19 protein-coding genes are annotated in these 20,766 nt (G+C 60.6%); 11 read left to right on the top strand and 8 right to left on the bottom strand.

Features of this window, described 5'->3' with window-relative positions; all coding sequences use genetic code 11:
• Window positions 1-8 precede the first annotated feature (8 nt).
• Both lpdA and AC3WJW_RS28825 read left to right on the top strand, forming a co-directional pair.
• Complete coding sequence (gene lpdA, locus AC3WJW_RS28830; RefSeq protein WP_493728377.1) at window positions 9-1,391, top strand: dihydrolipoyl dehydrogenase; 1,383 nt, start codon at window positions 9-11, stop codon at window positions 1,389-1,391.
• 244 nt (window positions 1,392-1,635) lie between these two features.
• Window positions 1,636-2,655 (top strand): branched-chain amino acid aminotransferase, encoded by a 1,020-nt coding sequence (locus AC3WJW_RS28825; RefSeq protein ID WP_007976584.1) that lies wholly within the window; start codon window positions 1,636-1,638, stop codon window positions 2,653-2,655.
• Window positions 2,656-2,899: 244 nt separating this feature from the next.
• Here the strand turns inward: AC3WJW_RS28825 and AC3WJW_RS28820 are convergent, their stop codons facing one another.
• Window positions 2,900-3,667: an ArsR/SmtB family transcription factor gene (locus AC3WJW_RS28820; RefSeq protein ID WP_493728376.1), complete on the bottom strand. Its 768-nt coding sequence runs from the start codon at window positions 3,665-3,667 to the stop codon at window positions 2,900-2,902.
• 79 nt (window positions 3,668-3,746) lie between these two features.
• Between AC3WJW_RS28820 and AC3WJW_RS28815 the strand changes: the two genes are divergently transcribed.
• A complete protein-coding gene (locus AC3WJW_RS28815; protein ID WP_493728375.1) occupies window positions 3,747-4,868 on the top strand; it encodes a cytochrome P450 in 1,122 nt (373 codons plus the stop codon).
• Window positions 4,869-4,875: 7 nt separating this feature from the next.
• Here AC3WJW_RS28815 and AC3WJW_RS28810 read toward each other — a convergent pair whose 3' ends face one another.
• Window positions 4,876-5,352: an MEKHLA domain-containing protein gene (locus AC3WJW_RS28810; RefSeq protein ID WP_493728374.1), complete on the bottom strand. Its 477-nt coding sequence runs from the start codon at window positions 5,350-5,352 to the stop codon at window positions 4,876-4,878.
• Between the two features lie 200 nt (window positions 5,353-5,552).
• Between AC3WJW_RS28810 and AC3WJW_RS28805 the strand changes: the two genes are divergently transcribed.
• Together AC3WJW_RS28805 and AC3WJW_RS28800 are read left to right on the top strand one after the other, a co-directional pair.
• Window positions 5,553-6,614: a M4 family metallopeptidase gene (locus AC3WJW_RS28805; protein WP_102701813.1), complete on the top strand. Its 1,062-nt coding sequence runs from the start codon at window positions 5,553-5,555 to the stop codon at window positions 6,612-6,614.
• Window positions 6,611-6,934, top strand: coding sequence for a protealysin inhibitor emfourin (locus tag AC3WJW_RS28800; protein ID WP_102701812.1), 324 nt, complete (start codon window positions 6,611-6,613; stop codon window positions 6,932-6,934). The genes AC3WJW_RS28805 and AC3WJW_RS28800 overlap by 4 nt, the downstream gene beginning before the upstream one ends.
• A gap of 19 nt (window positions 6,935-6,953) precedes the next feature.
• Here AC3WJW_RS28800 and AC3WJW_RS28795 read toward each other — a convergent pair whose 3' ends face one another.
• Window positions 6,954-7,292 (bottom strand): FKBP-type peptidyl-prolyl cis-trans isomerase, encoded by a 339-nt coding sequence (locus AC3WJW_RS28795; protein ID WP_493728373.1) that lies wholly within the window; start codon window positions 7,290-7,292, stop codon window positions 6,954-6,956.
• A gap of 173 nt (window positions 7,293-7,465) precedes the next feature.
• Between AC3WJW_RS28795 and AC3WJW_RS28790 the strand changes: the two genes are divergently transcribed.
• The 3 genes from AC3WJW_RS28790 (at window position 7,466) to AC3WJW_RS28780 (ending at window position 10,802) form a co-directional block, all read left to right on the top strand.
• The gene (locus AC3WJW_RS28790; RefSeq protein WP_493728372.1) at window positions 7,466-8,539 is read left to right on the top strand and encodes a diguanylate cyclase domain-containing protein; all 1,074 of its coding nucleotides are present in this window, start codon (window positions 7,466-7,468) and stop codon (window positions 8,537-8,539) included.
• A 155-nt stretch (window positions 8,540-8,694) separates the two neighbouring features.
• Entirely contained in the window at window positions 8,695-9,999 is a 1,305-nt protein-coding gene (locus AC3WJW_RS28785) for an MFS transporter (protein ID WP_429393443.1), read from the top strand.
• A gap of 26 nt (window positions 10,000-10,025) precedes the next feature.
• Window positions 10,026-10,802 carry a substrate-binding domain-containing protein gene (locus AC3WJW_RS28780; RefSeq protein WP_493728371.1) on the top strand — a complete coding sequence of 259 codons (777 nt, stop codon included), beginning with the start codon at window positions 10,026-10,028 and terminating at the stop codon, window positions 10,800-10,802.
• Here AC3WJW_RS28780 and AC3WJW_RS28775 read toward each other — a convergent pair.
• A complete protein-coding gene (locus tag AC3WJW_RS28775; RefSeq protein WP_102701806.1) occupies window positions 10,792-11,706 on the bottom strand; it encodes a LysR family transcriptional regulator in 915 nt (304 codons plus the stop codon). The genes AC3WJW_RS28780 and AC3WJW_RS28775 overlap by 11 nt on opposite strands.
• Before the next feature lie 231 nt (window positions 11,707-11,937).
• Complete coding sequence (locus AC3WJW_RS28770; RefSeq protein WP_493728370.1) at window positions 11,938-13,017, bottom strand: saccharopine dehydrogenase family protein; 1,080 nt, start codon at window positions 13,015-13,017, stop codon at window positions 11,938-11,940.
• Between the two features lie 194 nt (window positions 13,018-13,211).
• Between AC3WJW_RS28770 and AC3WJW_RS28765 the strand changes: the two genes are divergently transcribed.
• Complete coding sequence (locus tag AC3WJW_RS28765; RefSeq protein WP_493728392.1) at window positions 13,212-14,015, top strand: type 1 glutamine amidotransferase domain-containing protein; 804 nt, start codon at window positions 13,212-13,214, stop codon at window positions 14,013-14,015.
• A 37-nt stretch (window positions 14,016-14,052) separates the two neighbouring features.
• Window positions 14,053-15,057 (top strand): acetoacetate decarboxylase (ADC), encoded by a 1,005-nt coding sequence (locus AC3WJW_RS28760; protein ID WP_493728369.1) that lies wholly within the window; start codon window positions 14,053-14,055, stop codon window positions 15,055-15,057.
• A gap of 15 nt (window positions 15,058-15,072) precedes the next feature.
• On the opposite strand, the gene AC3WJW_RS28755 is transcribed toward AC3WJW_RS28760, so the two are convergent.
• Window positions 15,073-15,552 (bottom strand): MerR family transcriptional regulator, encoded by a 480-nt coding sequence (locus tag AC3WJW_RS28755; protein WP_493728391.1) that lies wholly within the window; start codon window positions 15,550-15,552, stop codon window positions 15,073-15,075.
• 239 nt (window positions 15,553-15,791) lie between these two features.
• Here AC3WJW_RS28755 and AC3WJW_RS28750 point away from each other — a divergent pair, with 239 nt between their 5' ends.
• A complete protein-coding gene (locus AC3WJW_RS28750; RefSeq protein ID WP_102699860.1) occupies window positions 15,792-16,622 on the top strand; it encodes an alpha/beta fold hydrolase in 831 nt (276 codons plus the stop codon).
• 218 nt (window positions 16,623-16,840) lie between these two features.
• Here AC3WJW_RS28750 and AC3WJW_RS28745 read toward each other — a convergent pair whose 3' ends face one another.
• Both AC3WJW_RS28745 and AC3WJW_RS28740 read right to left on the bottom strand, forming a co-directional pair.
• Window positions 16,841-17,479 carry a LysE family translocator gene (locus AC3WJW_RS28745; RefSeq protein ID WP_493728368.1) on the bottom strand — a complete coding sequence of 213 codons (639 nt, stop codon included), beginning with the start codon at window positions 17,477-17,479 and terminating at the stop codon, window positions 16,841-16,843.
• Window positions 17,480-17,868: 389 nt separating this feature from the next.
• Window positions 17,869-20,766 (bottom strand): beta strand repeat-containing protein (locus tag AC3WJW_RS28740; RefSeq protein WP_493728367.1); only part of this gene is annotated, 2,898 nt, incomplete at its 5' end.

Raw genomic sequence — 20,766 nt, 5'->3', positions numbered from 1 at the left:
AGAAAGTCATGCAGACCCTGAACACCACGCTGCTGATCATCGGCGGCGGTCCCGGCGGTTATGTGACGGCGATCCGTGCCGGCCAGCTGGGCATCCCGACTATCCTGGTGGAAGGCCAATCCCTGGGCGGCACCTGCCTGAACATCGGCTGCATTCCGTCCAAGGCACTGATTCACGTCGCCGAGCAGTTTCATCAGACGCAGCAGCACCATCAGCTTTCGGCCCTGGGCATCAGCGTTTCGGCGCCGACCCTCGACATCACCAAGAGCGTGGAATGGAAAGACGGCATCGTCGATCGCCTGACCACCGGCGTTGCCGCGCTGCTGAAAAAGAACAAGGTCCAGGTCATTCAAGGCTGGGCCAAAGTGGTTGACGGTAAAACCGTCGAGGTCGGCGACACACGCATCCAGTGCGAGCACCTGGTGCTGGCCACCGGTTCGAAAAGCGTGAACTTGCCGATGTTGCCGATTGGCGGGCCGATCATCTCGTCCACCGAAGCCCTGGCGCCGACATCCGTGCCCAAGCGCTTGATTGTGGTCGGCGGTGGCTACATCGGTCTGGAGCTGGGCATTGCCTATCGCAAGCTCGGTGTCGAGGTCAGCGTGGTGGAAGCGCAGGAGCGCATCCTGCCGGCCTACGACGCCGAACTGACCCAGCCTGTGCACGACGAACTGAGAAAACTCGGCGTAAAGCTTTACTTGAAACACAGCGTGCAAGGCTTTGATTCAAAAGAAAATACCTTGCAAGTATTGGCCCCGAACGGCGCGACCCTGAATCTGGAAACCGACCAGGTGCTGGTGGCCGTCGGTCGCAAGCCGAACACCCAGGGCTGGAACCTCGAAGCGCTGAACCTGGACATGAACGGTTCGTCGATCAAGATCGACAACCGTTGCCAGACCAGCATGCGCAACGTCTATGCCATCGGCGACCTGAGCGGCGAACCGATGCTCGCGCACCGGGCCATGGCCCAGGGCGAGATGGTCGCCGAGCTGATCAGCGGTAAATCCCGCGAGTTCAACCCGACCGCCATCGCCGCCGTGTGCTTCACCGACCCGGAACTGGTGGTGGTCGGCAAGACCCCGGACGAGGCCAGGATTGCAGGCCTGGACTGCATCGTGTCGAGCTTCCCGTTCGCCGCCAATGGCCGGGCGATGACCCTGGAGTCGAAAAGCGGCTTCGTGCGTGTGGTCGCCCGTCGGGACAATCATGTGATTGTCGGCTGGCAGGCGGTGGGGGTTGGCGTGTCCGAGTTGTCCACGGCGTTCGCGCAAAGCCTGGAGATGGGCGCGCGGCTGGAAGACATCGGCGGCACCATCCATGCGCATCCGACGCTCGGTGAGGCGGTGCAGGAAGCGGCGTTGCGTGCGCTGGGGCATGCGTTGCATCTTTGATTCAGGGCGATTGATGGTGGCTGTAATGGCCTCTTCGCGAGCAGGCTCGCTCCCACAGGGGGAATGCATTTCAAATGTGGGAGCGAGCCTGCTCGCGAATTCTTGAGGCCAACACGATTAATCTGCCGATCAGCCGTTAGTCTGGGCTGCGAAATTGGCCCGGAATGAAGTATTGTTGTGCCCATCCGGAAAAACGTCAGAAGCCTTGAACCGTTTCGGCGGTTGTTAAGTGATAGAGGGTGTCATGGGTAACGAAAGCATCAATTGGGACAAGCTGGGTTTTGACTACATCAAGACCGACAAGCGCTATCTGTCATACTTTCGCAATGGCGAATGGGACAAGGGCACCCTGACCGAAGATAACGTGCTGCACATCAGCGAAGGCTCCACTGCCCTTCACTATGGCCAGCAATGCTTCGAAGGCATGAAGGCCTATCGTTGCAAGGACGGCTCGATCAACCTGTTCCGCCCGGACCAGAACGCCCTGCGCATGCAGCGCAGCTGCGCCCGTCTGCTGATGCCGCAAGTCGACACCGAGCAATTCATCGAAGCCTGCAAGGCCGTGGTCCGCGCCAACGAGCGTTTCATTCCGCCGTACGGCACCGGCGGCGCACTGTACCTGCGCCCGTTCGTGATCGGCGTGGGTGACAACATCGGCGTGCGTACCGCCCCCGAGTTCATCTTCTCGATCTTCTGCATCCCGGTCGGCGCCTACTTCAAGGGTGGCCTGACCCCGCACAACTTCCAGATTTCCAGCTATGACCGCGCTGCGCCACAAGGCACCGGTGCGGCCAAGGTCGGTGGCAACTACGCCGCCAGCCTGATGCCGGGCTCCAAGGCCAAGAAAGCCCACTTTGCCGACGCCATCTACCTGGATCCGATGACCCACACCAAGATCGAGGAAGTCGGTTCGGCCAACTTCTTCGGGATCACCCACGACAACAAGTTCGTGACCCCGAACTCGCCATCGGTACTGCCGGGCATCACCCGCCTGTCGCTGATCGAGCTGGCCAAGACCCGCCTGGGCCTGGAAGTGGTTGAAGGCGACGTGTTCATCGACAAGCTCTCCGACTTCAAGGAAGCCGGTGCTTGCGGTACTGCGGCGGTGATCACGCCGATTGGCGGCATCGACTACAACGACCACCTGCACGTGTTCCACAGCGAAACCGAAGTCGGCCCGGTCACCCAGAAGCTCTACAAAGAGCTGACCGGTGTGCAAACCGGCGACATAGAAGCGCCAGCGGGCTGGATCGTCAAGGTCTGACCTGACGCCAGACGCACAAAAGCCCCCCATCGGGTGACCGACGGGGGGCTTTTTCATGGCCGAATGAAAAGATCGCAGCCTTCGGCAGCTCCTACAGTGGATATTTCGCGGCCCTTGTAGGAGCTGCCGCAGGCTGCGATCTTTTGCTCTTCTCCTCAATATCCAACCGCAACTCAACCCCAAACCGCCCCGCCATCTCCTTGCCCCCCAACGCCGCCCCCAGGATCGCAGCCTTCGGCAGCTCCTACAGTGGATATTTCGCGGCCCCTGTAGGAGCTGCCGCAGGCTGCGATCTTTTGCTCTTCTCCTCAATATCCAGCCGCAACTCAAGCCCAAACCGCCGCGCCATCTCCCTGCGCCCCAACGCCGTCAACGCCAACGCCCGACTGTCCAGATCCTGGGTCACCCACTGGCGCTTGAGTGCCGTTTGCAGCAAGGCAGCCCCCAGCGACCCGCCCAGATGCGGCCGGCGCATGCTCCAGTCCAGGCACGGACAGGCAAAGCGGCGGCGCCGCGTGCTCAGATCCTGTACTTCAATGCCTAGCCCCTGAAACATTGCCGAACCACTGTCACTCAAGCGATAGGCCTGTTCGTCGGTTTCCTCCAGCCAGCCCGCCTCAAGCATCCGGTCATGCAGCAGTACCGCCAGGGTGCCCGCCATGTGGTCATAGCAGGTGCGGGCGAACTGCAGGCGATCCGGGGTCCGCGCCTGGAAGCGCGGCGCCGTGTTCTGGCCGATCACCATCAGCGCTTCCAGGGCCTGGGCGACGCGTTTGTCCGCCAGGCTGTAATAGCGGTGACGTCCCTGGACGTGCAGCCGCACCAGCGCCAGCTCCTTGAGTCTGGCCAGGTGGGCACTGGCGGTCGACGCGCTGACTTCGGCCACCGCCGCCAGCTCGGTGCTGGTGCGGGCGTGGCCATCCATCAGCGAACAGAGGATTTTCGTCCGTGCTGGCTCGGCGATGGCCGCCGCCACCTGCGAGACGCCCATGTCGTGTTGTTCTGCGCTCATATTTCGCTCCCGGACGAATCAACGCCCTTTCGGACTGGAGATAGTAGCAACACTTTCCAACAACAAAAGGCTGTGACCCATGGACCCGATCATCGCTGCGACCCATGCCGATCCTTATCCCTACTACGCACAACTGCGTGCCGAGGGCGGGCTGGCTTTCCATCCGGGGCTGAACATGTGGGTGGCCAGCAGCGCCCGGGCGGTGGCTGCCGTGCTGGCGCATGCCGATTGCCATGTTCGCCCCGCACAGGAGCCCGTCCCCAGGGCGATTGCCGATGGCCTGGCCGGCCAGGTGTTCGGCCAATTGATGCGCATGAATGAGGGTGAGCGCCAGCATTGCCCACGGTCGGCGATTGCACCGGGGCTGGAGTTGATCGATACGCGGGAAGTCGAGAGTCTGGTCAGCGCCCGCTTGATCTCCGCCGACGCCATCGGCCTGCACAACGCCATGTTCCGTGGGCCGGTGTGCGTGGTGGCGGCGTTGCTGGGATTCACCCCGGCTCAGGGTCGAATCATCAGCGAACTGACGGCGGACTTCGTGGCTTGCCTGTCGCCCTTGAGCACCTCGGCACAGCTGGCTGCCGCCCATGCCGCTGCCGAACAACTGAGCGGTTACTGTGTCGAGCTTTTGGCTGACCCGGACAACCACAGCCGCCTGCTTGCAGGCATCCGCCAGCGCTTCACCGGCGGCGCACCGCAAACGCTGATCGCCAACCTGATCGGTCTGTTTTCCCAGACGTTCGACGCCACGGCCGGGCTGATCGGCAACGCGGTGCTGGCGTTAATTCAACACCCGTCGTTACTCAGCCAATCACCCCATGTCGACGATCTGCTGGCCGAAGTGCAGCGTTTTGACCCGCCGGTACAGAACACCCGCCGCTTCGTCGCCGCTCCCTGCGAAATCGACGGCACAAGGCTGAATGCCGGAGACATGATCCTGGTGCTGCTGGCCTCGGCCAATCGCGACCCTCAGCTCAATGACAACCCCGACGCACTCCTGCTCGACCGCCCAAACCGGCGCAGCTTCACCTTTGGTGCAGGACGCCATCAATGTCCGGGGCAGACACTGGCGTTGAGCATCGCTGGCGCTACTGTCCGGCACATTCTGGCGATGAAGCCGGGACTGGACCGCCTGACCTGGGATTACCGCCCGTCCGCGAATGGACGAACTCCGCTGTTCAGGGACTGGCCGGGCGCTTGATCGACGCTCAGTCCAACTGCCCAACCCGTGCAGCCTCCGGCCAGAACAACGCTGCCTGCCCCAAGTGCACACCCTGCTGATCAACCAGCGTCCACACCTTGCCTTCATGAATCATGAAGGCATTGCCCTGCCGGTCCACCCGATAGCCACTGTAGCCATGAGCAATGCCATGGGCCGTGACCTGCTCCAGAAGCGTCTGGCGCATTTCCCGGTCCAGCGGTGACGCACTGAAACGCGAAGGCATGCCGATGAACTGCTCGCGCGGGTACTTGAAACTGGCGAGGGCCTGCTCGTTGGCGTAATAAAACAGCGGATCGGCCTCGGTGCCATGGGCCAGCAAAGCAAAAGGCGCGCGAGCATGCAGCCAGGCCAGACGCTCGTCTTCGCTCAGCGATTGCGGAGCCGGCAAGCGCGCACCGGTCCAGTGCCGGTAAGTGACATCCAGCAGTTGGACCATCTCCAGAAATTCTTTGGTTGGCGACATGGGCTTCCTGTAAGGCGGGTGAGTTCAAACACAAAACCTGTGGGAGCGAGCTGGCTCGCGACGGTGGCGTGATATTCAACATCATTTTTGACCGACCTGTCGCTATCGCGAACCAGCTCGCACAAGGACCCGGTACGGAACCGAACGCGCGGTGCCCGGATCACATCAGTATCGACCGCTGTCACGCCAGGGATGCACTGATGAACGACTCACCAGCACTGCGCAGTTTTATCCCGCCCTACATTCTCAACCGCATCATCGCCCACGGCTCAGAACCGCAGCGCACGGCGGCGATGATCACCCTGCATCATGTGCAAAACCTGCTGCCCAATCCCGGGCCACCTTCGCGGCCGCCGGAGCGGGCGATTCTGCCGCCGCCCGGAAAGCCGGGAGTGGCCCAGCGCAGTCTGCACGACGCCCAGAACAAAATGCTGCTGCCGGGTATGCCGGTGCGAATGGAAGGCCAGCCGGCCACAGGCGATGCGGCCGTCGACGAAGCTTACGATGCACTGGGTGCCAGCTATGATTTCTTCTGGAAGGTGCTGCGCCGCGACTCGATCGATAACAAGGGATTTGCCTTGGTCGGCAGCGTGCATTATGGCCAGGGATACGAAAACGCCTTCTGGAATGGCGCGCAAATGGTCTTCGGCGACGGTGACGGGGAAATTTTCCAGCGTTTCACCCGCTCGCTGGATGTGGTCGCCCATGAACTGGCCCATGGCGTGACCGAAAGCACGGCCGGGCTGATCTACGCCAACCAGTCCGGCGCCTTGAACGAGTCGCTGTCGGATGTGTTCGGCATCCTCACCAAGCAATTCGTCCTTGGCCACACCGTCGAGCAGGCGGACTGGCTGATCGGGGCTGACTTGCTGACGCCAAAGATCAATGGCAGAGGCCTGCGCTCGATGTCCCATCCGGGCACGGCCTACGACGACCCGCTGCTGGGCAAGGATCCGCAACCGGATCACATGCGTGAATTCGTCATCACCCAGGAGGACAATGGCGGTGTGCACATTAATTCCGGCATCCCCAATCGCGCGTTTTATCTGGCGGCCAGAGCGCTTGGCGGGTTCGCCTGGAAGAAAGCCGGGGTGATCTGGTACGACGCCCTGTGCGACAAACGCCTGAATCCGGACGCCGATTTCGATGCCTTCGCCCGGCTGACCGTCGACCATGCCGCCCAACGCTTCGGCGCGCGAGAAGTCGAGGCCGTGCGCCAGGGTTGGGCTCAAACGGGCATCGAAATCACGGAGACCCTATGAAAACCCTGCCTGCATTGGGCGACGACGCCCGGGTTCGCCTCTCCCGCCAGGGTGGTTTCGCGGCGATTCACGCCTTGAGCCGCCCTCGGGAGATCGAGTTTGCGCAATGCGACATCAGCCAGCGCACCCGCATCTGTTCGGTACTGGAGGGTTGCCTGACCCTGGACAGCACGGTATCCGGGCGTGGTGACCAGCGCTTTTACCAGATAGAGGTGAACTATCGACTAGGCGAGCAGGAAGACCGGATGGTGCTTAAAGTGCCAGAGGACCAGGCACCGGGAGAGCTGGTCCATCTTTGGGATACGGGGCAGTTGCTGTAGATCTCCCCGCCCGCACCGGTCAATCATCCCGCGTCAGCACTTCCAGCAATTCAATTTCGAAGATCAGGTTCGAGTTCGGCGTGATCTTGCCCATGCTGCGTTCGCCATAGGCCAGGTGCGCCGGCACCAGCAACTTGCGCTTGCCACCGACCTGCATGCCCATGATGCCCTGGTCCCAGCCCTTGATGACCCGCCCCGTGCCGATCACGCACTGGAAGGGTTTGCCCCGGCTGTAGGAAGAATCGAATTCGGTCCCGTCCTCCAGCCAGCCACGGTACTGGGTGGTGATCAGCGCGCCTTTAACCGCGGCTTTTCCGTCACCCAACTGCAGATCGATTATCTGAAGCTCGTCATTCATTGAATTCACTCGTATGCTCACTCGCCCTCAAGGGCCTGATGGGCGCCGTTTTCCCAGATTTGCCCGCGCTTGGCAACCATTGCCGTCTCCGCGCGCTGCGTTCAAAGCGGTTTGCTGAACTAAAATAATCAACTATTACTCGTACGGTTCAACGCCCTGATGGCCATGCCCGAATGATCCTGCTCTGGACCAGCGTCATCCTTGGTTCAATGACGCTTACCCTGATCGTCGCGCTGGTCTGGCGCGAACGCTCGCTGCACAAGCAACTGGCGCAGTACCGCGCGATCATCAACAGCCTGTCCGAGGGCCGGAACATCCACCAGGATGGCGACGCCGAGCGCTTCAAACGCAGCCAGTATTTCGCTCGCATCGGCACCTGGGATTGGGAGGTCGACACCGACCGCCTGTACTGGTCAGACGCGATTTTCGGCATGTTCGGGTTCAAGATCGGTGAAGTGACGCCCTCCTACGCCCTGTTCTGCTCCTGCGTGCATCCTGACGACCGGCTGAGGGTCCGGGCCGGCGAACTGCGTTGCCTGGAAACCGGCGAAAACCATGATGAGGAATACCGTGTGGTCTGGCCCGACGGCACGATCCGCTGGCTGCGGGAAACCGGCAACGTGGTCAAGAATGACCACGACGAAACGATCAAGATGATGGGCGTGGTCCGCGACATCACCGAAGAAAAGGCCTCGGCCAACTACCTCAAGCACCTGGCCCATTACGACCCGTTGACCGGACTGCCCAATCGCCTGGTGCTCGAAGAGCGCCTGTCCGAAGCGCTGGAGCAGGCGCGCGCCAGCGCCACGCGGGTGGCGCTGGTGTTTGTCGATCTCAATGGATTCAAGGCCATCAATGACCACTATGGCCACGCGGCCGGCGACCGCGTGCTGGTCACCACCGCCACCCGGCTCAAGCGCATTCTGCGCGGCACCGACACCGTCGCCCGGATCGGTGGCGACGAATTCGTGGTCATCCTCCAGGGCTTGCCCCAAGGCGAAAACCTGCAGGACGAAGCGCGCAGCATCTGCCAGAAAATCTTCGTCGAACTCTCCCCGCCCGTCACCATCGGCAACGACCAGCGCCACATCGGCACCAGCCTGGGCGTCGCCGTGTTCCCCGATCATGCACCGAGCATCGACCGCCTGCTGCACATCGCCGACCTGGCGATGTATGAGGCCAAGCGCAGCGGGAACAATCAGTATCGGCTGGGCACCGAGAGCATGGTGCGGGCGCACAGCGAATAGCGCTTGCTCCTCGAATGCATTGATCCGCTTTGCACATCAATGCATGCCAACTATGCAATTAACATATCGATACCCCTGCTCCACTATCCGCCCTAATAAGAACCGTGCGCCGCGTCCAGCCGGCGCACGTCATAAAAGCGGTGGAGTACAGTTCAATGACAGCATCAATCCAACGGCCCGCGACTGCCGGTCGCTCCCGGGCCAGCGCAATCTTCCGGGTCACCTCGGGTAACTTCCTCGAACAGTTCGACTTCTTTCTTTTTGGTTTCTATGCCACGCAGATCGCTGCCGTGTTCTTTCCGGCCAGCAGCGAATTCGCCTCGCTGATGATGACCTTCGCCGTGTTCGGTGCAGGCTTCCTGATGCGTCCATTGGGCGCCGTGGTGCTGGGTGCCTATATCGATGATGTGGGTCGACGCAAAGGGTTGATCGTGACCCTGTCGATCATGGCCAGCGGCACCATCCTGATTGTGCTGGTGCCCGGTTACGAGACCATCGGTTTGTTCGCCCCGGCCCTGGTGCTGATCGGGCGGCTGCTGCAGGGCTTTTCCGCCGGTGCGGAACTGGGTGGCGTGTCGGTGTATCTCGCCGAAATCGCTACACCCGGCCACAAGGGCTTTTTCACCAGTTGGCAGTCGGGCAGCCAGCAAGTGGCGATCATCGTCGCCGCCGCACTGGGCTACGCCTTGAACCAGTGGATGGCGCCGAGTGTGATTGCCGACTGGGGCTGGCGCATTCCGTTCTTCGTCGGCTGCATGATCGTGCCCTTCATCTTCCTGCTGCGCCGCAACCTGGAAGAAACCGAAGAGTTCGCCACCCGTAAACACCGCCCGAGCATGGGTGAGGTGTTCCGCACCCTGGGGCAAAACTGGCTGATCGTGTTCGCCGGCATGATGATGGTCGCCCTGACCACCACCGCGTTCTACCTGATCACGGTGTACGCACCGACCTTCGGTAAAACCGTACTGCACCTGAGCACATCCGATGCGCTGCTGGTGACATTGTTGGTGGGTGTTTCGAATTTCATCTGGCTGCCGATTGGCGGCGCACTCTCGGACCGTATCGGTCGACGCCCGGTGTTGATCGCCATGGCCTTGCTGGCCATCGCCACCACTTACCCGGTGCTGACCTACCTGGTGAACGCGCCCAGCTTCATCCACATGCTGCTGGTGCTGTTGTGGCTGTCGTTCATCTACGGCCTGTACAACGGCGCGATGATCCCGGCGCTGACGGAGATCATGCCCGTGGAAGTCCGGGTGGCCGGTTTCTCCCTCGCCTACAGCCTGGCCACGGCCGTGTTCGGCGGGTTCACCCCGGCGATGTCGACCTTGCTGATCCAGTACACCGGCGACAAGGCGGCGCCAGGCTACTGGATGAGCTTTGCAGCACTGTGCGCGCTGTGCGCGACGCTCATGCTCTATCGCCGCGCCTCGAATCATCTGCAACCGGTGGCGTCGTGAACCTGCCCTTGATCGAGAACACAATCATGAAAAAACAGTTCGGTTTTGCCGCCATCGCGTTGGTGGCCAGCCTTGGATTGAGCGGCATTGCCCAGGCTGAAGAGATCCGTGTGATGACCTCCGGCGGCTTCACGGCGGCCTACAAGATCCTCGGCCCGAAGTTCGCCGCCGCCACCGGCCACACCCTCGACACCGCGCTCGGTCCCTCCATGGGCAAGGCGCCGGAAGCGATTCCCAATCGCCTGGCCCGGGGTGAGCAAGCCGACGTGGTGATCATGGTCGGCTACGCACTGGACGATCTGATCAAACAAGGCAAGGTCGACCCTGCTTCACGGGTCGAACTGGCGGATTCGCGCATTGGCCTGGTGGTGCGCGAAGGTGCACCGAAGCCGGACATCAGCAATGTCGAGGGCCTCAAAAAGACATTGCTCGAGGCGAAATCGGTGGCCTACTCCGACAGTGCCAGCGGCGTGTACATCGAACAGCAGCTGTTCAAGCGTTTGGGGATCGAAGACCAGCTCAAGCGCAAATCGACGATGGTACCGAAAATCCCCGTGGGCTCGGTGGTTGCCACCGGCGACTATCAATTGGGCTTTCAGCAGGTCAGCGAATTGTTGCCGGTGCCGGGGGTCAGTTTCGTGGCGAAGATTCCGGAGTCCGTGCAATCGGTGACCCGGTTTGCCGCCGGCATCCCGGTAGGGGCACAGCACCCGGCCGAAGCCAAGGCCTTGCTGGAATTCCTGGCCTCGACCCAGGCTCAACCGGATGTGAAGGCGACCGGACTGGACTCGGTCAGTCGCTGACCGACGGCTGCAGGACTTTCATCTCCACCACCAGCCGTTCCAGCTCCAATGCCGCCGGGGTCAGGGTTCGACCCCGGCGCTTGATCAGACCGACGCTGCGCATCACTTGCGGATCGGTCAGCGGCACCCGCGTCAGGATCGGATGATCCGCCGCCGGCATCGCCATCAACGGCACCGCCGCCACACCCAACCCGGCCTCCACCAGACCAATCATGGTGGTCACATGACGGGTTTCACAAATACTCGACCGCTGCGGCACCACACCGGTCAACGCCTGATCCAGCAGAAAGCGGTTGCCCGAGGTTTTATCCAGCGAGATGTAATCCTGCCGATAGAACTCGTCCCAGGTGACACTGCTTCGCCCCGCCAGCGGATGATCGCGCCGGCACGCCACGACATACCCTTCCTGCACCAGGGGCTCGAAATCCACTTCGGCCTCCAGCGTGCCCATGAAGCTCAGGCCAAAATCCGCTTCGCCATTGACCACCGCGCTCAAGACGTCGTGGGCGCTGGAGTCCAGCACCTTGACCTTGATCCGCGGAAACTGCCGGTGATAGTGCGCGATCACCCGCGGCATGAAGTAGTAAGCCGCCGAGGGTACACAGGCGACCGTGACATGGCCGAGCCGGGTCGAAGCGACTTCGCTGATGCCCAGCAATGCCACGTCCAGATCGTCCAGCAGGCGCTCGACGCTGGGCATGAAACCCCGTCCGGCCTGGGTCAGGCTGACCTTGCGCGTGGTGCGCTCGAACAGGCGCACGCCAAGGGCATCTTCGAGTTTTTCGATCCGCCGGCTCAAGGCGGGCTGGGAAATGCGCACCGTATCGGCGGCCTTGCGAAAGCTGCCCTGCTCGACCACGGCACGGAAGGCTTGCAGGTCATTGAGGTCGAAGTTGATCGCCATGGCATTACCCGGAAACGAGGCAGATTGATCAGCTTATTCTATGAATGTAACCAATTGATGCAAAGCTTTGTGGGCAAAAATTGGCAGGCTAACCGACGACAAAGAATCTGCTTCATTCGATTTTGACCGGAGGAAAGCGGTCAAAATCGGACGTTCAACCATAAGCGGCGATTTGAACTTGAAAGGCTTATGAAGAACGATCCACTGCCATTCAGTTCCAGCTCCCAAGTACTATTCGACCTTCAAGTCACCCGACCCTGGCAGGTGCGTCACCAGATCGGCGCCCAACAACCGCGCAGGCGTGTAGGCCCCACCAGTCGGGCGCATCCGTAACAGGTTGTCGACCACGGCCAACGCAGCGTAGATCGTCAAGCTATAGACGTTTGCAGTGTGCACACGCGCAATCTTGCGATCTCCACGAGCGTTACGGGCTTCGCCCCACACATAGGTGCCTTGATCTGCACGTTTTTCCTCGTCCGGACCGACCACTGTCTTGCCGATGCGTGCCTTGAGCAGCCTCTGCACGAACGACAAACCCAGCAGCGGACGAATCAAATTGGCAAACCTGGCACCGCGAATCATGCCGGCAGAACCCGGTATGAACACTTCAATATTGGCAATACCGGTGGTGTGATAAGCCGTGGAAACGTCGCCCCAGGGAATGGTCATGGCCAGTTTCTCTCCGGCGCCGAAGTCGATACGACGGACTCGATACGCCAGCGGTACCGAGACGATTTTCCCGTCGCGGCGTACCTTGCCGCCCTGCGCCATGCCTTCGATTGAAGTCTTGGCAGTGCCAGGCGAAAAGCTGGAGCGCGAATCAAACCCCAGCGCCAGATGCGTTGCATCCGGCAGCGCTTTTTTCAGTGCAGCGGCGACACAGTCTGTTGGGACCACATCGAAGCCGACGCCGGGGCAAATCACCACGCCCGCCGCACGCGCACGCTCATTCAGGGATTGGGCATGTTCGAATACGGCAATCTCGCCGGTGATGTCCAGATAGTGCGCATTGGCACGCAAGCAGGCCTCCATCATCGGTGCGGCGGTCGCTGAAAATGGTCCTGCGCAGTGCAGGACCAAGCCATGGCCCTTGATCTGGGCAAGTAACCGCGCCTCGTCATCCAGTCCGAACACCCGGGCTTCAAGGCCCAGTTCACGGGCCAGGACTTCGACCTTGTCGCGGCTGCGTCCTGCCAGCACCGGTCTGAGTCCACGTTTGACGGCATCTCGAGCGATCAACTCGCCGGTATAACCGTTGGCGCCGTAAATCATCCATTTCATCTGCGTATCCGGGTTGCCTTGCTGACTCATGCGTTGCTCCTGACAGGATTGATGGCGAGCGTTGTTGCCTTGCTCAACCAGCCTCAGACGCTAGCGTTAAAGTCAGGTTGAGGGTCAAGCAAAAGTGTGCGAGTAGCCGCGGCGATTTTTTGCAGCAGCGGGGTTGACCTTAAAGTGAGGTTTAAGGTGAGCATGCACGGACCTGCATGACGGTCGGACCCTGGATGATGTTGAAAACCTTTATTTCCTGTGCGTTGGTATTGATAGGCGGTGCATTCATGACTTTTGCAAATGCTGGGCCGGCCCCTTCCACGGTTGTTGCGCAAGATCGCCAGATACTGGTGATCATGACCAACCACGCCAGCTATCCCTCACGAACCGATAGCACGGGCTTGTGGCTGACCGAGCTGACGCATTTCACCGATGTGGTGGAAGCGGCCGGCTACACGACGGTTTTTGCCAGCCCCAGGGGCGGCACTGTGCCTCTGGACGAGCGTAGCCTCGGCTGGCTTTACATGGACAAGGCTGCCCGTGAGCATTTGCAGTCCCCTGCCTTTCGCGCTCGCCTGCAAGACACGATACCCATCGCCGATGTCGATCCGTCCCGGTTCAGCGTCATCTACTTCACGGGAGGCCACGGTGTCATGTGGGATTTCCCCAATAACCCCGACCTGCGGCGTGTCGCCGAAACCATCTACAACCAGGGCGGCATCGTATCGGCCGTCTGCCATGGTGTAGCGGGACTCCTGGATCTGAAGGATCAACAAGGCCAGTTGATCATCAAGGGCAGAAACATCACCGGATTCTCTGACCGCGAAGAGCTGTTCTCGGGCATGAAGAGCCAGGTGCCCTTCTTCCTTGAGGACAGGTTGGTGAGCCAGGGTGCGCGTTACCGCAAGGGCTGGCTGCCGTTCACGTCATTTTCCATCACCGATGGGCGGCTGGTGACCGGTCAGAACCCTCAATCGCCCAAGGCCGTGGCTGAAGCCGTGATGACCGTGCTCGCCGCCGGCAACGTAGCTCGCTGATCCATCAAGTACATCCCATCACCTGGAGAAAGACCGATTGAAACTCGCAAGCGCCGTTTTAACAGCATTACTGTTCAACACTTTTGCCAACGCTGCGTTGGCGGGGACGCCTGAGATGCCCAGTCCGACCGACACAACCACCATCGATATCGCAGGCCACCAGGTGCCCGTCGTCAAGGGCGGTCTGTATGACCGCTTTCGCTCCAACCCTCCGTTGTCGGTGATTGCAGCAGAAGTACCGGGCGTTGATCTGAGCTGGTTCAAGGGATTGGAGAAGAATAAGGTCGACATTGGCTTTGAGTCGTACTCGCCAAACTTTTACTACCAGAACAGTCGCGTAACGGCTGTTTATACGGCGGACCTGGACCGGCTCCGGGCACTGATGCCGCCCGAAGTACTGGCAACCGTGCAGCCGCTGCAGCTCTGGCCAGGTCGCGGCTTGATCGCGTTCACCGCGTACACCTATGAGCACTGCGATAACGACGCCTACAACGAGGTGGCCGTGTCGATCATCACCAACAAACCCGGCAAAGCCAATCTGGGTCCGTTTACGCTGATTGGTCAGTCGATGTCTGGAGATTTCTGGGGTTATGTGCTCAAGCTGCCCGTGAATACCGAGCTGGCGAGGGTGCGTGGTGTCGTCGGTTACAACCTGCCGAAATGGCTGACCGGCATTGACCGCAAAGAGGATGCGCAATCGGTGGTGTATGACATTACCGACAGCCAGACCGGCAAACCGGACGTGTCCTTCAGAGCGAAGAAGCTCGACGACCTGTCCCGCGATGTCGATATCGTCACCAGCAGTTTCACCAATCTCGATCACCAGGGCCAACTGGCCTATGGGTACGCTGTTTCCCGCCAGCTCAGCCATGGTTCCAGCCGGGACGCGGATTCGGCCATCCTCACGCTGGGCGACGGCAGTCTGTCGAACTACCTCCGCTCCCTGAAGCTGGGGAAAATGATGAAGTACGAATATGTGCCTGAGTTCCAGAGCGCGCTCTATGCGCCAAAACCACTTGCCACCCTGGTTGGCGAGCGCTGAAACCTGTTGCGCCTGTCAGGCCTCGGAAGCCTGACGGGCTGTTTTTTTCCTGGAAGACGCTGCATCACGGCGGCCTGAAGTGACTGCCACCCCCTCATCGCGCAGACGATGCAACAGCAATTGCGCATTGTCCGCACACGCCATGCCCTCGGGCTTACCCTCGATGCCCTTGATGACCAGCAGAAGTTGCGCCTTGTTCTGGGCCAACCGCTGCTGCAGGACTTCGATTTCCTCAACCTTTTGCTTGAGGCCACTGAGCAACTCTTCGTGCTGCCAACCACTCGCATTCATCGGCATCAATTGGCGGATTTCTTCCAATGAAAAGCCCGCCGCCTGCGCACCGGTGATGATCTCCAGAACCCACTGAGTGTCAGGCGCATAATCCCGATAGCCATTGGCTTTACGCTCGACCGATTTGATCAGGCCGCTCGCTTCGTAGAAGCGGATGCGTGAAGGCGCCAACCCGCTGATTTTCGCCAGTTCGCCTATTCTCATATTCCACCTCAAAAAACCCATTGACCTTAAAGTTGACTTTAAACCTAAAGTCTTCGGGCGGCCAAGCGGCTCGGGTGCAAGGTGTTGCTCAGTCGTCATGGAACTCACGGGGCAGACAGATACCAATCCAGAAACACGCCCTCTGAACCGCCTATTGGATGGGCTGCGCTTTGTTCATTCAGGGCCTTGATCGAAACACGATTCGGTTCAGGCCTTCACTTCATTCAGGAGATGCGAACATGGGGTATGTCACTACGCGAGACGGTGTTGAGATCTTTTACAAAGACTGGGGCCCGCGCGATGCCCAGGTCATCTTTTTCCATCATGGATGGCCACTGAGCGCGGACGATTGGGACGCGCAAATGCTCTTTTTCCTGGCCAACGGCTACCGGGTTGTTGCACACGACCGACGTGGTCACGGGCGCTCCAGTCAGGTCTGGGACGGACACGACATGGATCACTATGCTGACGACGTCGCGGCAGTGGTTGATCACCTCGGCGTACAAGGCGCAGTCCATGTCGGCCACTCCACCGGCGGGGGTGAAGTCGTTCATTACATCGCGCGCCACGGCGAAGACCGAGTGTCGAAGGCCGCCATCATCAGTGCCGTCCCACCGCTGATGGTCCAGACCCCGAGTAATCCTGGCGGCCTGCCGAAGTCAGTTTTCGACGACCTGCAGGCACAACTGAAGGCCAACCGCGCACAGTTCTACCACGACGTTCCAGCGGGGCCTTTTTACGGCTACAACCGCCCAGGTGCAAAATCGTCTGAGGGCATCATCTGGAACTGGTGGCGGCAAGGCATGATGGGTTGTGCAAAGGCACACTATGACGGGATCGTGGCTTTTTCTCAGACCGACTTCACCGAAGATTTGAAGAGCATCAAGATCCCCGTTCTGGTGATGCATGGTGATGATGACCAGATCGTGCCTTATGAAAATTCCGGGGTTCTGTCGGCAAAACTTCTGCAAAACAGTACGCTGAAAATCTACCCGGGCTTCCCGCATGGAATGCCTACAACCAACGCCGATACGATTAACGCCGATCTGCTGGCATTCGTGCGGAGCTGAACAATGGAGGGCGGGTAAACATTCCGCCCTTACCCTCTTCATGGCCACTGGATCGACGCGTTCAGGTTCAGCTCAATGCCGTCAAAAAACTGCGCTAACTGAGTGGCTGCTTTTGGTTGTGGATTCCTGCCTGTCGCCAACGTCTGCTTCGAGTCGGTTGCAGTCCTTCAAGACAGGCAGCCATCGGCCACAAGCGATCACTCATCAACACTCATGTCTCAGGCCGACTGCCTGCGTATAGCGAGAATCGCAGCACCAAATCCGATGAACGTCACCCCCACCACCCGGCTAACCCAGCGGGACAGCTCGGGTCGTACCAGCACGCCCTTGGCGCGCGAGGCCAGCGCGGCATACAGGCTCAACGACGACACCGAGAGCGCCATGAAAATCGCGGTCAGGATCAGGAATTGCGGGAACAGGGCTGCGCCTTGATCGATGAACTGCGGGAACAACGCCGTAAAAAACAGCGTCGCCTTGGGGTTGGAGAGCGCGGTAAAAAACGCCGACCTGTACAGCTTCAGGCGTGTGGGTCGCCGGCTCTGTCCTTCCTGAATTCCATCAGCCAGCAGCGGCGTCTTGTTGAGCAACTGCCTCACCCCCAGGTAGAACAGATACCCGGCGCCGACGATCTTTACCATGTTGAACAACCCTTCGGAGCTGGCAAGCAGCGCCCCCAACCCCAGCATCGCAGCCGCCGACAGGCAGAACAGGCCGCTGGCATTGCCCAGCGAGGACCACATTGCGCTGCGTTGGCCATGGGCGAGGCTGTTGTTGATCGCCATCAGTGTCGCAGGCCCCGGGCTGGCGATGGCAATCGCGGCGACCAGGGTAAAAGCCAGCATAGTGTTAGGGTCCATGGTTCCAGTCTCGTAGAAAATTCAAGGCATGCTACCGAAGGCTTCGTTGCCTGAGGAGGCAAATTACACATCGCCTGCAGGAGCAAACGGAGCCCTGCCAGTGACGCCACGGCAATCGCGACGGCAACCCGTGTGATGGCCAATGCGATCAACTCTACAGGATGAGGCGAGAGGTTGACGACGTAGTCGTGCCAAATTACGAGCTGCCCCAGAGTGAGGTGGTTATCGAAACCCCTTTGCTGACTTCAATGGGATGACCGCTTCACGCGCTGGGCAAGTCAGTCAATGTACATCGAGGTTCTTGAGAGTACCTCCCACAGACCCCATCGTGGATTTATCCGCGATGGGGTCTGCAACCGCACAGCAACGAGCGGCCGGCAGCAAAAGCATCATACCGCCAGGATAAAGTCCGCCTGATCGATACCGGCACTGCTGACACCGACAAGGCGAATAGAGTCCACGCCGATCCCGATCACCGTGTCCGCCCCGTCAGCCGCAATGCTCACGTTGGCAGCGAACGTCTCGCTGTTGATCCCCGTCCCCGCAATATTGAGCAAGTCCTGCCCTCCGCTCGGATTGATGTCGAAGTCCTGGATCGAGTCGTTGCCAAAGCCTGCGGCAGCAAACATGAAGGTATCGTTGCCGAGACCGCCATAGAACGTGTCGTTGCCCTGCCCGCCGAGGAACAGATCGTCACCCGCACCGCCGACCAGCGTGTCGTTGGCCAGACCGCCCAGCATCCTGTGGTTTGCTGCCGCGGCATCGTAGGCCAGCTCACTGCCGCTGCCCTCGGCGTTCGCCTGCAAACCCGCCGCCGCGTACTGGCCATTCAGCGCGATCTGCGCCGCATGCGCGCCGTCGCTCACCATCAGCAGGCCGCCGGTGCCTGTGTCATTCGCTGCATAGGTGATCTGCGTATCGGCGCCGAACGCCACATCGCCAAAGTCCAGCTTGTCACCTGCGACAAAACCGCTGACGCTGCCACTGAACGCCGTCGACACATCGAGCTTGAGCGTGCCTGCCGCGCCGCTGTCAAACGTCACATGCTGATCGGAGGCCGCACCGAATTCCAGCATCGCCGAACCGCTGATAGTCGCGCTTCCCGCGCCTGCAGCATCACCGTGGATGGTAATATTGCCATCGTTCGCCCACAGGCTACCGCTGTTGACGAGCGCACTTTCAATCACCAATCCGCCGCTGCCGCTGGCTTGCAGCACCCCCGTGTTGGTGACCGCGCTACTACCGGTATCGATCACCAGCGCATTGACGCCGCTGGCAAGGATCAGGCCCGAGTTGACCAGCATCATCTGCCCCGCGCCCAACTGGCCGGCACCCGAGACAGTGTTGTCGGCATTGGTGAGCACCGTGTCCGCGCTGCCACCAAAGATCACGTTGTGCGCGCTGTCGGACAGAACCACTTGCCCGCCACCGGTCAACGTCGCGCCACGGAACAGGATCTCGAGTTCGGTCCCGCTGCCGGTGGAGCCGAGCGCTATGGTGCCGCTGTTGTCGATGCTGCCACCGAACGGCATGATCGCGCCGTCGGCAATGGTGAGGGTGCCCGTATTGGTCGTGACCGGGTCCACATCGAACAGCAGGTTGGCCCCGCTCAACGCCGCCGCATCCACGCCGTTGATGGTGATCGTCTGGTCGGCGTTGATGCTGAGCACGGCATTGCCGCTCGCGTCGTTGACGATACTCACATCCGCAAAATCGTTGACGCCGGTGAAGCCGATCAAGTCGATCTTGTCCGTCACCGCATCGAAGCTGTAAATGACGTTGTTGCCAATCGGCCGGGCGAATACGAAAGTGTCGGCACCGGACGAGCCGGTCAGGTTGTCGTCGGTGGACAAGGCGAAGATCGGTGCGCCCGGGGCATAGATTTCGACGTTGTTGAACACGTAGGCGCTTGCGGTGCTGCCGTCGCTGTTATTCCAGTACAGGTTGACATCGAGCACCAACGCACCGGCGAATTCGCTTGGTGTTGTCACAGTCAATGCGCCGGGATCGCTGGTCTGCACGGTCCAGGTGCCATCGCCATTGTCGGTTCCTGCATTGAACACCCACCCCGAAGGAACACCGCCGATGGTCACCGTCACGGGGCCGCTGATATCGGCCAGTGGAACGTTGAGGGCCAGATTGACGGGTTCGCCGGCAACGCCTGCCGGAAGGTTTGCACTGCTCCCGGCCGCACCAGGATTACCCGCCAGGTCGGTGTAGCTGTTCGCGGCAACGTCGACCTTTATGCTACCGCCCAGCGTTCTGGTCAGCGTTGCCGTGTAGGTATCGCCGTCAACCTGGGTAAAGTTACTGAAGGTTCCGCGTGGTGTTCCGCTCGTTGTCGTCACGGCTACATCAGACAGGTTGAAACCGCTCACCGTCTCACTGAACTGGAATGTGACCGTCGACGTTGAACCCATCGAACTGCCTAAGGCAGTCCCTGTCACTGTCACCGTTGGCGCCACGGTATCAACTGGCGTCTCAACGACGTTCTGCACGTTCACCGTAATCGTCTGCGTGTCGACTCCGCCATTGCCGTCGGACACCTGAACGTCCACAACGTAGGCGTTGTCGCCGTCAGTACCACCGACATCCTGGGCATTCTCGTAATCGGGCGCCGAGTTGAACGTCAGCACCCCGCTCGAACTGATCGAGAACTTGCTGAAGTCCGTCCCGGCCGTATTCAGGAGCGAGTAGCTCAGCGTCTGCGCCGGCAGATCGGCATCGGTCGCCACCACCGTCGTAACCGCCGTGGTGTTCTCCGCCACATTGACCGAAGCCGTCGTTCCGCCACCGTTGGAGGTGATCACCGGGGAGTTGTCGTTGACTCCCGTCACGGTTACCGCGATCGCCTGGTCGTCAAACAGCGTGCCGTCCGACGCCCGCACAATCACGTCATAAACGTTGTTCGTTCCCGAATCAGTCGGCGCTTCAAAGTTGGGTGCAGAGATAAAGCTCAGCACGCCTGTGCCTGAAACGATCGAGAACTTCGCGGCATCCGCTCCGCCGACGATGCTGTAGTTCAGCGTTTGTGCCGGCAGATCAACATCGGTCGCCGCCACTGTCGAGACCGCCGTGGTGTTCTCCGCCACGTTGATCGAAGCCGTCGCCCCGCCACCGTTGGACGTGATAGTCGGTGAGTCGTTGCTGCCGGCGATATGCACGGTGACCGAAGTTAGGGTGCCGTCGGCACTGCTCACCGCGAAGGTGTCGGTGTAGGTGGTACCGGCGGCGAACTCGTTGTGGGCGGAATTGGCGACGTAGGTCCAGGCACCGCCGGTGCCGAT

Source organism: Pseudomonas sp. GW821-FHT07G06 (genome assembly GCF_058986625.1).
Note: the sequence above shows the minus strand (reverse complement) of the source record. Positions and strands in the feature narration are given on the sequence as shown.